13 protein-coding genes are annotated in these 12,791 nt (G+C 73.3%); 5 read left to right on the top strand and 8 right to left on the bottom strand.

The genetic code is table 11. The features are described 5' to 3' along the window. Positions 1-103: 103 nt before the first annotated feature. The gene (locus tag ACFXDE_RS42650) at positions 104-529 is read right to left on the bottom strand and encodes a DoxX family protein (RefSeq protein ID WP_380499605.1); all 426 of its coding nucleotides are present in this window, start codon (positions 527-529) and stop codon (positions 104-106) included. A 374-nt stretch (positions 530-903) separates the two neighbouring features. Between ACFXDE_RS42650 and ACFXDE_RS42645 the strand changes: the two genes are divergently transcribed. Beyond that, positions 904-1,899 carry a hypothetical protein gene (locus ACFXDE_RS42645; protein ID WP_380499603.1) on the top strand — a complete coding sequence of 332 codons (996 nt, stop codon included), beginning with the start codon at positions 904-906 and terminating at the stop codon, positions 1,897-1,899. A 9-nt stretch (positions 1,900-1,908) separates the two neighbouring features. Here ACFXDE_RS42645 and ACFXDE_RS42640 read toward each other — a convergent pair whose 3' ends face one another. Continuing rightward, a complete protein-coding gene (locus ACFXDE_RS42640) occupies positions 1,909-2,364 on the bottom strand; it encodes a hypothetical protein (RefSeq protein WP_380499601.1) in 456 nt (151 codons plus the stop codon). 143 nt (positions 2,365-2,507) lie between these two features. Here ACFXDE_RS42640 and ACFXDE_RS42635 point away from each other — a divergent pair, with 143 nt between their 5' ends. Then, positions 2,508-3,722, top strand: a complete 1,215-nt coding sequence (locus ACFXDE_RS42635) for a saccharopine dehydrogenase family protein (RefSeq protein ID WP_380499600.1) — start codon at positions 2,508-2,510, stop codon at positions 3,720-3,722. Between the two features lie 15 nt (positions 3,723-3,737). On the opposite strand, the gene ACFXDE_RS42630 is transcribed toward ACFXDE_RS42635, so the two are convergent. Together ACFXDE_RS42630 and ACFXDE_RS42625 are read right to left on the bottom strand one after the other, a co-directional pair. Further along, on the bottom strand, positions 3,738-4,295 hold the full coding sequence (locus tag ACFXDE_RS42630) for a flavoprotein (RefSeq protein WP_380499598.1): 558 nt from the start codon (positions 4,293-4,295) through the stop codon (positions 3,738-3,740). After that, entirely contained in the window at positions 4,295-5,230 is a 936-nt protein-coding gene (locus ACFXDE_RS42625) for an oxygenase MpaB family protein (protein WP_380499596.1), read from the bottom strand. Before ACFXDE_RS42625 ends, ACFXDE_RS42630 begins: the two co-directional genes overlap by 1 nt. A gap of 344 nt (positions 5,231-5,574) precedes the next feature. On the opposite strand from ACFXDE_RS42625, the gene ACFXDE_RS42620 reads away from it, so the two are divergent. Together ACFXDE_RS42620 and ACFXDE_RS42615 are read left to right on the top strand one after the other, a co-directional pair. After that, on the top strand, positions 5,575-6,063 hold the full coding sequence (locus ACFXDE_RS42620) for a hypothetical protein (RefSeq protein ID WP_380499594.1): 489 nt from the start codon (positions 5,575-5,577) through the stop codon (positions 6,061-6,063). Positions 6,064-6,195: 132 nt separating this feature from the next. Continuing rightward, positions 6,196-6,522: a hypothetical protein gene (locus ACFXDE_RS42615; RefSeq protein WP_380499592.1), complete on the top strand. Its 327-nt coding sequence runs from the start codon at positions 6,196-6,198 to the stop codon at positions 6,520-6,522. Between the two features lie 124 nt (positions 6,523-6,646). Here the strand turns inward: ACFXDE_RS42615 and ACFXDE_RS42610 are convergent, their stop codons facing one another. Both ACFXDE_RS42610 and ACFXDE_RS42605 read right to left on the bottom strand, forming a co-directional pair. Beyond that, positions 6,647-7,498: an alpha/beta fold hydrolase gene (locus ACFXDE_RS42610; RefSeq protein ID WP_380499590.1), complete on the bottom strand. Its 852-nt coding sequence runs from the start codon at positions 7,496-7,498 to the stop codon at positions 6,647-6,649. A gap of 87 nt (positions 7,499-7,585) precedes the next feature. Beyond that, positions 7,586-8,953 (bottom strand): hypothetical protein, encoded by a 1,368-nt coding sequence (locus tag ACFXDE_RS42605; protein WP_380499588.1) that lies wholly within the window; start codon positions 8,951-8,953, stop codon positions 7,586-7,588. 278 nt (positions 8,954-9,231) lie between these two features. Between ACFXDE_RS42605 and ACFXDE_RS42600 the strand changes: the two genes are divergently transcribed. Then, a complete protein-coding gene (locus tag ACFXDE_RS42600) occupies positions 9,232-10,896 on the top strand; it encodes a beta-1,3-glucanase family protein (RefSeq protein WP_380499586.1) in 1,665 nt (554 codons plus the stop codon). Positions 10,897-10,968: 72 nt separating this feature from the next. Here the strand turns inward: ACFXDE_RS42600 and ACFXDE_RS42595 are convergent, their stop codons facing one another. Together ACFXDE_RS42595 and ACFXDE_RS42590 are read right to left on the bottom strand one after the other, a co-directional pair. Continuing rightward, a complete protein-coding gene (locus ACFXDE_RS42595; RefSeq protein ID WP_380448870.1) occupies positions 10,969-11,748 on the bottom strand; it encodes a DeoR/GlpR family DNA-binding transcription regulator in 780 nt (259 codons plus the stop codon). A gap of 94 nt (positions 11,749-11,842) precedes the next feature. After that, a complete protein-coding gene (locus ACFXDE_RS42590; RefSeq protein WP_380499583.1) occupies positions 11,843-12,688 on the bottom strand; it encodes a carbohydrate ABC transporter permease in 846 nt (281 codons plus the stop codon). Positions 12,689-12,791: the final 103 nt, after the last annotated feature.

The following is a 12,791-nucleotide window of genomic DNA, read 5'->3' as shown; positions in this document are numbered from 1 at the left end:
GGTCTAAACAACCCCTCCGGGGCCGGGGCGCCCCCCCCCCCACGGGGGGGCCGGGGCCCCCCCGGGGCCCCCCCCGCCACCGGACGGGTGACCGCCGGACGCCTCAGCCGGCGACCGCCGACCGTTCGGCACCGGGCTCCGCGGCCTGCTGGATCCGGCCTGATCGGAGCACCTCGTCGACGGCCCACGGGCCCGGACCGAGCGTGGCGATCTGCAGGAAGATCCAGCAGTAGAGGGCCGACAGCTCGCCGCCGTTCTCGATCGGCAACAGGCCGTGGTGCTGATGGACGACGAAGTACGCGTACGCCATGGAGCCGGAGCAGATCACGGCCGCGGGCCGGGTGAACAGGCCGAGCAGCACCAGCGCGCCGCCGGCCAGCTGGATGGCGGCTGCCCACCAGCCGGGCCAGGCCCCGAGGTGGAGCGTCCCGCCGTGGGTGCCCGCGGCACCGCCGAAGAAGCCGAAGAGCGAGGCGATGCCGTGGCAGGCGAAGAGGAGTCCGGCGACGACGCGGAACACCGACTGCATGGGGCCGGCGAAACGCGCCTGGAGATGGTCGACCACGAGTTCAGACCTCCGGGCAAGGGAATGGAATGTCCATGGCGGATATCCGTGGCGAATATCCGTCGTGATCAGGCGGAATTCACGCACCGTCCGATCGGCGATCCGGGACGCTACAAGCCTGCGCGAGCCGGTTGCCATGTCCGTCCGGCGAACGGTCGACCAATTCCCGAAGACACCCTGAATTTGACGCGGAGGGGCCAACCCGGAAGAACTCCGCGAATATCGCCGACCTGCCCGAATGCGCCGTTCGGCGACCGTTCACCGCACGGTCGTTGCCCGGTCCGGCCCGGATCCCGCATCCTTCGTCGCACCTCAGCGACCGCACCGGAGGGGCTTCGATGATCGGCCACCTGTCCCACCCCGGCGGCAGCACCCGCCCCGTGCTCGTCCTGGACCGACGGGTGCTGCCCCCGGACGGACGGGAACTCGACGAGGCCCTCCTGATCGCGCGGAGCTGGGTGGCCGACACCTACCGCGTCCCCGTCTCGGCCATCGCGATGATCGAGCCCTCCCGCGATCCGCGGTTCGACCTGGACTACCGGTCCGAGCGCCACGGCGGCGGCCACGCGCTCCTCGCCGCGGTCGCGGTGGCCGACCGGCTGGCCTGGCTGCCGCGCGACCGCCCTGCGTCCCGGGCGCGGATCAACGTGCTCGACACCGGGCACCGGGTGCTGTGCGAGCTCGACCGCAGCGGCGCCGGCACCGGCTTCGGCCTGGAGTTCGCCTACCGCCGGCCACGACGGCTCGGCGACCTGCTGCCGTCCGGCAGTGCCCTCCTGCCCGTCGACGGAATGGAGGTCTCGCTCGTCTCCGCCGGACGTCCGTACCTCTTCGTGGACGCGGCCGACCTCGGCGTCCACGACCAGCGAGGGCTCTTCGCCGACGCCTTCACCGCCCGCCTCGGCTGGCGGCTGGCCCAACTCGCCCGCGCAGCGGCCCGGTTGCTCGGCCCGGCGCGGATCGGCACCGGCCTGCGGGCCGCCGCGGTCGGGCAGTACCAGTACCGGCGCCTCGCCGTCCGGCCCCTGCCCGTCCCCGGCGACCGGATGCTCACCCCCGGCGACACCACCACCCTGGCCGCCGCCGCGGCGATCGACGGCACCGTCCCGTACCGCCTGGCCCGCCGCGGCTGGAGCCGCCTGGACGAACTGGTCATCGACACCCCGGCCGGAACGACCGTCGCCCGCCTCTCGGTCTCCGGCTCCGCCGCCGACGACACCCTCGCCCGGGCCGGCGTCCGCCGCAGTACCGTCCGGTACTGCGGCCCGGTCGTCATCGAACCCCTGCGCCACCTGCTGGGCACCCCCGACGGGCGGCTCTGCCGCCGGCGGTGAGCACGCCTGCTACATGTGCGTCCACCCGCCGTGCGCCAGGAGCAGGATCGGGCAGGCCGCGAGCAGCACCGGCATCGCCGTGCCGACCGTGCCGCGGTTGCGCCGACTCGCGAGCAGCAGCACGACACCCGACGGGCAGACGAAAACGAAGAAGGGCACCGCGAGCAGCAGGAACGGGACGGAGAGCACGATCTCGATCGCGAACTGGAGCCAGCCGACGGCGAGGCAGGTGATCCGGAACCCCGGATCACCCGGCATCACCAAAGGCAGCGCGGTCAGCCCGACCAGCGTGAAGAGGAGGGCCCAGTACCCCGGGCTCGCCGGGTAGTGCAGCCCCTCGGCGACGAACGGCACCCACGCGACCACGGCCAGGGCGACGAGCACCCGCGCACTGGGGCGGACCCGGTCACGATCCGGCTCCGCTTCGACGAGAGCGGCGTGCTGCAGCGACGGTTCTTCGGTCATCCCGTACCCCCCGAGAGCTAAATTGAACACGTTCAAAGTAGCGCCAAGCACGCCCCGATGGAAACCCGGGGCCCGGACCGTTGACACCGCCACGACCGGCTCCTAGCGTGGCGCCGTCGATTACCCGTGAGTAGGGACCGTTGATGGCCGAGCCCCGCCCGTACGACCTCGTCCTGTTCGGTGCCACCGGGTTCACCGGCGGGCTCACCGCCGAGTACCTGGCCCGCACCGCACCCGAGGGGTGCCGCTGGGCACTCGCCGGGCGGGACGAGGGCAGGCTCGCCGCCGTCCGGGCGCGGCTGGCGCGGATCGACCCGCGCTGCGCCGACCTCCCCCTGCTGATCGCGGACGCCGCCGACCGCGCGGCGCTGCGCGACGTCGCCGGCTCCGCCCGCGTGGTGATCTCCACGGTCGGCCCGTACCTGCGGCACGGCGAGCCGCTCGTGGCGGCCTGCGCGGACAGCGGCACCGACTACGTGGACCTCACCGGCGAGCCGGAGTTCGTCGACCGGATGTACCTCCGGCACCACGAGCGGGCGGTGGCCACCGGAGCGCGGCTGGTGCACTCCTGCGGCTTCGACTCCGTACCGCACGACCTCGGCGTGCTCTACACCGTCGAGGAACTGCTCCGCCGCGAAGGACCGTCGGCCCGGGTCTCCGTCGAGGGCTTCGTCCGCGCGGGCGGCACCATCTCCGGCGGCACCTTCGCCTCGGCCATGACGGCCTTCTCCCGGCCCCGCGCGATGGCCCGGGCCGCCCGCGAGCGCCGCGCGGCCGAGCCCCGGCCGAAGGGACGGCTGGTCCGCACCCCGGCCGGCCGACCGCACCGGTCACGGGCGGCCCGCGCGTGGGCCGTGCCGATGCCCACGATCGACCCGCAGGTGGTCTCCCGCTCGGCCGCCGCACTGGACGAGTACGGCCCGGACTTCGCCTACGCGCACTACGCGGCGGTACGACGGCTGCCGATCGCCCTCGCCGGTGTCGCCACGGTGACGGCCCTCGCCGTCGCCGCCCAACTGCCCACGCTGCGCCGGGTCCTGGGCCGGCTGCGCAAGCCCGGCGACGGCCCGAACGCGGAGCAGCGGGCGCGCTCCTGGTTCGCCGTCCGCTTCGCCGCCCGGACACAGGACGGCCGTACGCTCCTCACCGAGGTGTCCGGCGGCGATCCCGGCTACCAGGAGACGGCGAAGATGCTGGCCGAGTCGGCACTGTGCCTGGCTTACGACGACCTGCCGCCAGTGGCAGGGCAGTTGACCACGGCAGTGGCGATGGGCCGCCCCCTGATCGACCGGCTGATCGCGGCGGGCATCTCCTTCCGCGTGCTGAACACCCCGCCGACGACCGCCCCCGGGCGGTAGGCACACGACGGGGTGTCACCGCTCAAGGGACTCCTTGGCAGCCGCGAGCGCGGCCTCCCACGGGTACCCCTCGGGTCGCTCCTCGCCCGGATCGTTCGGCACGAAGCCTCCTTCGCCCAGCAGCACCCGGACCCCGGCCCCGCGCAACGTCTCGACGCTGCGCGGGAACTGGGGGTGCGCGGCGAGGGCCGTGTTCAGGCACGGCACCACCGTCACCGGGATTCCCTTGCCGATCGCCTCGGCCGCGTACCCCACGACCCAGGAGGTCGTGAGCCCGAGGGCGAGGCTGTTGATGCTGTTCATCGTGGCGGGCGCGAACAGGACGGCGTCGGCGGGCGGGAGGAGGTCCGGGTCGCCCGGCCGCCGGTAGGTGGACTTCACCGGATGGCCGGTCAGCCGCCTCAGCTTGGACATCTCGTCCTGGAGCCAGCCCGCCGCCGTCGGGGTGAGCCCGAGCGCGACGTCCCACCCCCTGAACTGGGCGTGCCGCACGATCTGCGCCGCATTCAGCACCGGCGGGGCGGCGGAGCCGAACAGGTACAGGACCGGGCGCGGGGCGGACGTGCCGACCATCAACCGATCTCCTCGACGTGGACGACGGTCGTGGACGTCGCGGTGGCCCGTGCGTACGCGACGGCGCGGATCTGGGACGGGCCGCAGGCCCACACCATGATCCGGCCGGCGGTCCGCGCCACCGGGCGGTCCCAGAGCGCCCGGACCAACCGGGGCCGGCGCACGCCGAGTTCGGCCCTGGCCCAGTCCGGGAGCAGGGCGATCGCGGCGTTCGTCAGCACCCGGACGGCAATGCGCTCCCGACGACTGCGGCCGAAGCCCCGCAGCAGGCGCAACACGTCCAGGGCCGGCGGCGTCACCCGCAGCTCCGGCCGGATCCGGGCCAGGTAGGCCGCCACCTCGGCGCGCGACCCGGGTATCGCAGCGGCGCCCAGCCGTTCGGCGACGCGCGCGGCCTCGGCGTAGTAGCGGTCGCACTCGGCGGCGGTCAGCGGGGTCGCGGCGAAGATCTGGTAGCCGGTCAGGAAGCAGTGCACCTCGGCGGTGTGCACCCAGGTGAGCAGCTCCGGATCGTCGGCACGGTACGGGCGGCCGTCCGGCGCCGTGCCCCGGATCCGCGGGTGGATCCTCCGGACGCCGGCTATCGCCGCCTCGGCCGCCGCCGTCGAGCCGAGCGTGGTCGTGGTGACGAAGCGGGCCGTCCGGTTGAGCCGGCCGGTCGGATCGACCCGGAAGTCGGAGTGCGCGTCGACGGCCGCCATCGCCACCGGGTGCAGGGACTGCAGCAACAGGGCCGCGAAGCCGCCCGCCAGCATCCCGGCCGGGTGCCCGTGCACCCGCCACACCACGCTGTCCGGACCGTACAGCCCGGGGTCCCCGGCCGGACGGTCGTACCGCTCCAGGTGCAGGTCCTGCCCGTGCACGGTCGCATTGATCTCGGCCAACAGCCGCATCCGCAGCCGGACGAGCGGCCCGCGCCACGCTCCCGCCCCCATCAGGCCCACCCTTCCCACGCTCCGGGCCACCACAGTACCGAGGTGGTCCGCGGGCGGGGAGTCCGGCCACTGCCCCGACGACCCGACCTCGCCACCAACGACAGCATCCCGCATGAGATCCGGACGGCAACGGCGGCGAGAGCCAGCGGTGGACCCTGTCGTAGCCCGACGCGCGGCGGGTGCCGATCCGCCGTTGTCACCCGATGGTCGCCTCATCAATACCTCAGCTTTCATCCGAGAGGATCACGTGGTGATGGAGTGTCCGAACACGCGGCCGACAGGCCGGACCCCGGACACTCCTCATCCGCCACCCGCCGACACCCACCGAACGGAACAGAGCACCAGTGGGCGATCACAGCCGCCACGTCGCCACCGCCGTCACGGGCGCCGTCCACGCGCCCGACGCGCGTGCACCGCAGCCCGGACCGGCGGACGTGTCCTCGGCGGTCGCCGCCGCGCTGGCCGAGGTGCCGACGCGTTCGGCGACCGTCCGCGTTCCGGACCGGCTGCCACCCGTCCCCGTCGACCAGAGCCGGCTGGAGCGGACGCTCGCCGCGATGGTCCGCTCCGCGTGGCTGCGCACCCCGCCCGGAGCCCGCGTGCTCGTCCAGGCGACCACGGCGCCGGAGCGCCCCGGCGGGCCGGGCGCCCTGCAGATCCGGGTGACCGACCGGGGCCCGGACGTGGCCGCCGGAGCCCGGCCCTGGCTGCACGCGAAGCCCCGGGGCCCTCAGGACCTTCACGGCACCGACGGCGGCGCGGGCCGGCTCACCGTGGAGGCCAACCCCGGGGGCGGACTCGTCCACGTCCTCACGCTTCCACTGACGAGCTGACCGGCGCCCCGCGACAACGTCTCAACTCCTCAACGCCTCAACTCCTCAACGCTGAGGACCCGTCCGGAGGTCGTGGTACACAAGAGCAGGGTGCTCACCGCCTGCCCCCTTTGACGAAGGCTGGAGGTCGCCGTGGGACTTGACGTGTTCTGGCACTCCGAACTCCCCGATCTGAGGAGCTGGGAGTCCCTGCAGCGGACGGTCACCGAATCCTTCGGGGATGAGCACGACGTCCTCATGGACGTTGTCACGAAGCTCCCCCGCAAGGGCTTCCCCGTCCTCGCGGCCATCGACCCCTACGGGGACACCGTGCTGGACTCCCGGCAATGCGCCTCCGCGCGCGCGGAGGTGCAGGGAATCCCGACCTGGCGGGACGACTCACAACTGGTGAGCCTGGAAGCGCTGCTGAGCAAGTGCAGCCACGCGCCAGGCACCTACGTGTACGTCGCCGGCGACTGAGGCGACCGGACCGCACGGCGGCGGGGCGTCCTCGGACGCCCCGGCGAGGCGTTCGCGTCGATCGCGCCGCCGGGGCCGGACGAGGGCCGAGTCGGTGGCGGACCGGGATCCGGCGGAGGGCCGGTCAGCTCTCGGCAAGCCAGCGCGTGACAACGCCACCGAACGAGGCTGCGTCGTCCAGCCAGGGGTGGTGCCCAGCTCCGGGCTGCACGACGAGCTGCACCCAGCCGTCCGCGAACAGCTCGCCGAGCCGTGTCGCGAGCACCGGGCTGGGACTGAAGTCGAGCTCCCCGATCAGAATCAGGACCGGGATCTCTAGCCCCGCGATCGCGGCCCTCGTCGCCTCGGGGTCGAACGCGCCCTCGGCGTAGTGCGCCGCGCGGGCGTCACGGTTGAGCTGCGTGGCGCGCGTGGCATGGTGCTCCTGCGCGATCTCGTCCCACCGGCCGTACCAGAACGGGCCCGACAGGGCGGCGTCCTCGTCGGACCCCACATCGGTCCAGTCCCTGCGGAACGCGCCGATCGCCTCGTCGTACCAGGGCTCGTCCTTCCGCAGCGAGGTCGCGGCCTCGCGGCTGCCCTCGTCGACCGGGATCCCGACGGCCCGCATTCCCGGCGTGATCAGCGCGATGCGCGCGACGCGCTCGGGGTGGCGCTGCATGTAGAGGACGCCGAGGTTCGCCCCGGCCGAGTGGGTGAGCAGGTCGACCTTCTCCAGCCCGAGGTGCACGCGCAGGGCCTCGACGTCCGCGACGACCCGGTCGCAGCGGTAGCTCTCGACCTCGGCGGGCTCGGGGGAATCGCCGGTGCCGCGGTGGTCGAGCAGGACCAACTGCCGGTGGGCGGACAGCCCGCCGTAGTCGCCGAGGTACTCCGAGGCGCGCATCGCGCCGCCGGGCAGGCAGATCAGCGGCTCGCCCTCGCCGATGAGGTGGTAGGCCAGTTCGGTACCGTCGTAGGAAGAGAAAGTTGGCATGCCGCGAGCTTTCCACCCGGTTGTTGATCTTCGCAAGGCGCTCCCGTCCCGGCTCCGTGGCAACGGCCCGCACCGGCCGGACCGCGGTCAGCGGCGGAACAGGCCGCGCCGCTTCGCCGGGGGTGGCGGTGGCGGGTCGAGGAGGGCCTCGACGGCGTGGAGGAAGGGGCGGGCCTCGGCGGTCATGCCGGTCCGGTGCAGACGGTGGCGTCCTTCCCCCTCCCACTCGCCCAGCACCGCCCCGCGCTCGCCCGTGATCGGGTCGACCGCGTACTCCAGGGTGAAGGTCCGCAACGCGGACCCGTCGCTCGGCCAGGCCAGCACCACCGCGAAGGCTTCCGTCGCCGCCCGCGGCACCGGCAGGGCGACGAGGAGCATGCGGTGCCGCCCGCCCTGGACGAAACCGCCCCGGAGGCCGTCGGGCTCCAGCCGGTGTTCGACGGGCAGGCTCGCGCCGTACTCCTCCCAGAGCCGTCGCAGCTCGGTGTCGAGCCGCTCCCCCGGTACCGAGCCCAGCTCCGGGAGCGAGGGCAGCAGGCGGTGCGCGAAGCGGTAGTGGTGCGGACGCGGCGCGGGCAGGTCCCCTCCCCCGCCGGCCAGCCGGGTGACCGCGGCGACCACCTCGTCCACGTGCACGATGTCCAGCAGACCGCCCTCGCCCTCCTCGGTGAGCGGCGTCAGCTCTCCGCCACGCCACCAGTAGGTGTGCCGGGACAGCGGCGCGGCGGACGTGTCGCACTCCCGGGCGGCCGTCTCGATCAGGACCTGCAGCACTTCCGGTACTTCGACGTCGAACGGCGCGAACAGCAGCCGGAACGGCGTCGGGAACGCCACCACCGCGCCGTCCGGCGGCAGGTCCCGCCCGGCGACCGCACGGTAGAGCGCGTCCAGGACGAGGACCCGGCTCCCCGTCAGCGCCGAGCCCCCGGTGACGACGTGGAGGCTGCCGCCCTGCCCGGTCGGCCGGACCTCGTGCCCCTCGACGGGCAGCCGGGCGAGCCGCGCCCGTGCGTCCACGCGCAACCGCGACGCTTCCCCGAGTTCGGCGACGGCCTCCGACGTCAGCACCTGCCAGCCGACGGGCGACTCCAGCGCGAGTAACTCCAGTACCCCGGGCGCGATTTCGAGCGCATGCGGGAGCCGCGCGGGATCGACCAGCGTGGTGGCGTCCAGGAGCACCGGGTAGAGCCGGGCGGCCGTCTCCACCGGGGAGCCCGCGTCGCCCGCCATCGGCCCCTGGACGGCGACGACCAGTTCGAGGACGTGGGCCCGGACCAGTTCCGCCAGCGGAACGTCCGGCCGCCGTTCCACCAGCTCCAGCAGCCCGCCGAGCCCGTAGTCGCGCCCGTGAAGGTCCCGGGCCACCTCCCCGTGCAGGGTGACCTCGTTCCCGAACTCCGCGAACGCCGCCCGCACGTGCGCGGCCAGCTCCGGCTCCACCTCGCGCTGCCCCATCGTCCCCTCCCGGCTCCCGGTCTGCCCCGTCCGACCGAAGACGTGCCCGGCGCCCGCCCGGTTGCCGCATGGGCGCGATCGGATGGCGACACGCACACATGTCACGGGAAGGCGGCATGGGAACCCGAGCCGCCGACGGTGCCTTCGGGAAATCAACCGAAGCAGGCTTAAGAGCCGCTTACGGTGACAGATATTGACGTGTTCGCGCCCCGGCGGGAGGGTGGCGGGCAGGCGGCGCCGTCCGGGTCGCCGCCCGTCCCCCACCCCCCGGAGCCCCCGTGATCACTCGCCGGACCATGCTCGGCGCCTCCGTCGCGGCCTTGGCCACGCCCGCGCTGTTCGCCCTGTCGCAGCGCGCCGACGGCACCACCACCCCGCAGCGGCTCGACGTCGATCTGGTCAACACCGTGCCGTCCCAGCCGGTTTACGCCTACGTCCTCGGTCTCGACCCCGCCCAGGGCAACAGCTGGGCCTTCCTGCGCTCCGACGGCAGCACGCTCTACCACCCGCCCTCCCCCAGCGCCCCGGGCGCGCCGCTCGGGGCCGACTGCGCCATCGCGCTGGGCGCGTCCGGTGGCACCCCGCGGCGGATCAGCCTGCCGTACCTTTCCAGCGGGCGGATCTACTTCTCCATCGGCCGCGAGCTCACCTTCCTGATCAACCCGGGCCCGGGCATCGCGCTGCCCTCGGTGAGCAACCCCACCGACCCCAACATCGCCACCGCCTACGGCTTCTGCGAATTCACCTACGGGCCCGACCAGTTGTACGCCAACATCAGCTACGTCGACTTCGCCGCCGTTCCGATCGCCTTCGACCTGGCCACCGGCGATGGACGGCAGAGCGTCAGCGGCCTGCCCGTCGGCGGCCTGGAGTCCGCCGCGGCCGTGCTGCGCACGCAGGCCACCGCCGACGGCGGCGACTGGTCCCGGCTGATCGTCCCGGACCCCGCCGGCCGGACCCTGCGCATCCTCAGCCCCAACACCGCGATCAGCAGCGACCCGTCACTGTTCAACGGCTACCTGGACGACTACCTCGCCGCCGTGTGGCAGAAGTACCAGAGCACCGACCTCGTGGTCGACACCCAGTCCGGCTGGGGCACCGTCACCGGCCGGGTCCGCGACGGCGTCCTCACCTTCCCCGGTGCCGGCGGCTTCACCAGGCCCTCCACCGCCGCCGTCTTCAACTGCAGCTCGGCGCCGTTCACCACCGGCAACGACCTCATGGGCAACCTGAGCGCACGCCTCGCCGCCGCGCTCAACCGCACCACCCTGCTGGACGATCCGCATCAGCCGGACGGTGAGAACCCGGCCGCCTTCTACGCCGCCGCACGCACCAACCACTACGCCCGCATCCTGCACGCGACCACCCCGGACCACCTCGGCTACGCGTTCCCCTACGACGACGTCCACCCGGCCGGCGTGGACTTCGAGGGCAAGGTGCAGTCGGCGAACCCCACCCTGCTGTCCGTCACCGTCGGCGGCACCCAGACCCCGCCCGGCCCAGAGCCGTCGCCGTCGCCCCAACCCGGCGGCGGGACCAGCGCGTTCGGCACCATCCGGGCCGAGTCCTACAGCACGCAGTCCGGCACCGCGCTGGAGCCCTGTGCCGACACCGGCGGCGGCCACGACGTCGGCTGGATCGCGAACGGCGACTGGCTCGCCTACGCGGGCGTCGACTTCGGCGGCTCCGGCACGACCCGCTTCCTCGCCCGGGTCGCCTCCGGCGCCGCCCCCGGCATCAGCGGGCTGGTGCAGGTCCGGCTGGACAGCCCGACCGCCGCACCGGTCGGCAGCTTCGCGGTCGCCAACACCGGCGGCTGGCAGGCCTGGCGGACGGTGCCCGCCGACATCACCCGGACCACCGGCACGCACACCGTCTACCTCACCTTCGCCAGCGGCCAGGGCGCCGACTTCGTCAACGTCAACTGGTTCACGTTCGGCTAGCCGACACGCTGCGGCCGCCAGGGGCAGCCCTGCTCCGGGCCGCACGGGCAGCCCGGCCGCCCGCGGCGGTCGTCAGACGCAGAGCACCTCGACGCCCTGGGCGGCGATCTGCTCGACCACCTCGTCGGGTGCGTCGCCGTCGGTGACCAGTACCGCGATGTCGCCGATCGCGCAGACCTTGGCGAAGGCGCGCCGGCCGAGCTTGGTGGAGTCGGCGACGACGATCACCTTGGCGGCCCGCTCCGTCATGGCGCGGTTCGTACTGGCCTCCCCCTCGTCGTGGGTGGCCGCGCCGAAGGCGGGGTCGATCGCGTCCACGCCGAGGATCATGCAGTCCATCGAGAGGCCCTGGAGCACGAGGGTGGCCAACGGGCCGGTCGCCTCGTAGGAGTTGGACCGGATGACGCCCCCGGTGATGACCGTCTTCACGTACGGGCGCACCGCCAGCTCGTTGGCGATGTTGATGGCGTTCGTGACGACGGTCAGCGCCGGCCCCTCGGTGTGCTCGGCGAGGTCCGCCCGCACGGCCAGCTCGCGGGCGACCTCCGAGGTCGTCGTCCCGCCGTTGAGGCCGACGACCGCGCCGGGCGGCACGAGCCCGGCGGCCGCCCGCGCGATGCGGTGCTTCTCGTCGGCCTGCCGCGCGGTCTTGTAGCGCAGCGGCAGGTCGTAGGCGACCCCGCCCAGGACCGCGCCGCCGCGCGTGCGGGTCAGCAGCTGCTGCCGGGCCAGCTCCTCCATGTCACGGCGGACCGTGGCCGTGGAGACCCCCAGGAGCTCGGCGGCCTCGACGACGTCGATCCGGCCCTTGTCGCCCAGGATTTCGAGCAGTCGCGTCCACCGGTCGTGCATGCCCACTCCACTTTCCACTGTCTGCGCCGTCACCAAGCGTATATCGCGCGTGGATCATGCGGGACCGGCCGAGGAGGTCTCCCCGGCCGTTTCGCTACTTGACCGAGCCGGCGGTGAGGCCCGCGACGACGTGGCGTTCGATGAAGGCGAAGAGGACGACGACGGGGACGATCGCGACGAGTGACGCGGCGAACACCTGGTTCCACTGCACGCTGTAGGCGCCGATCATGTTGTCGATCCCGACGGTGAGGGGCTGGCGCTCGGGCGTGGTGGTGAGGGTGAGCCCCATGACGAACTCGTTCCAGGCCGAGATGAAGGTGAAGATCACGGCGGTGACGACGCCGGGCAGGGCCAGCGGCAGGGTGACGCGGAAGAACGCGCCGATCCGGCTGCTGCCGTCGATCTGGGCGGCCTCCTCCAGTTCCACCGGGATGGAGGCGATGTAGGCGCTGAGGATCCAGATCGCGAACGCCAGGTTGAAGGCGGCGTTGGCGAGCGCCAGCACCCCCACGCTGTCGAGGAGGCCGAGGGTGTGGAACTCCCGGTAGAGGCCGACCTGGAGTGCGGTGGGCTGGAACATCTGGGTGATCAGGACGAGGAGCAGGAACGCCTTGCGGCCGCGGAAGCGGACCCGGGCGGTGTGGTGCGCGGCGGGCAGGGCGACCAGCAGCACGAGCAGGGTGGAGCCACCGGCGACGAGGAGGGTGGTGCGGAGGTTGCCGCCGAGGGTGGTGTCGGTCCAGACCCTCGTGAAGGAGGAGAGGTCGAAGCTGGTCGGCAGGTAGGCGTTGTCGCGCAGTTGGCCCGCGGGCCGGGTGGCCGTGACGACCATCTCCAGGTAGGGCAGGAGGAACAGGGCCGCGAGTGCCCAGGCGGTGGCGGCGTAGAGGGCGGTCCGGGCGGTCGGGCGGCGGGCGGGCGACCGGGGCGGGCGGTTCATCGGTTCTCCTCCTCGTTCCAGCGGCTGACCTTGAGGAAGAGCAGCACCATGACGATGACGGCGGCGAAGTTGACGACGGACATGGCGGCGGATTCGGCGACGT

Origin of the sequence: Kitasatospora sp. NPDC059408, assembly GCF_042751525.1 — a bacterium.
Classification (GTDB): domain Bacteria; phylum Actinomycetota; class Actinomycetes; order Streptomycetales; family Streptomycetaceae; genus Kitasatospora.
Note: the sequence above shows the minus strand (reverse complement) of the source record. Positions and strands in the feature narration are given on the sequence as shown.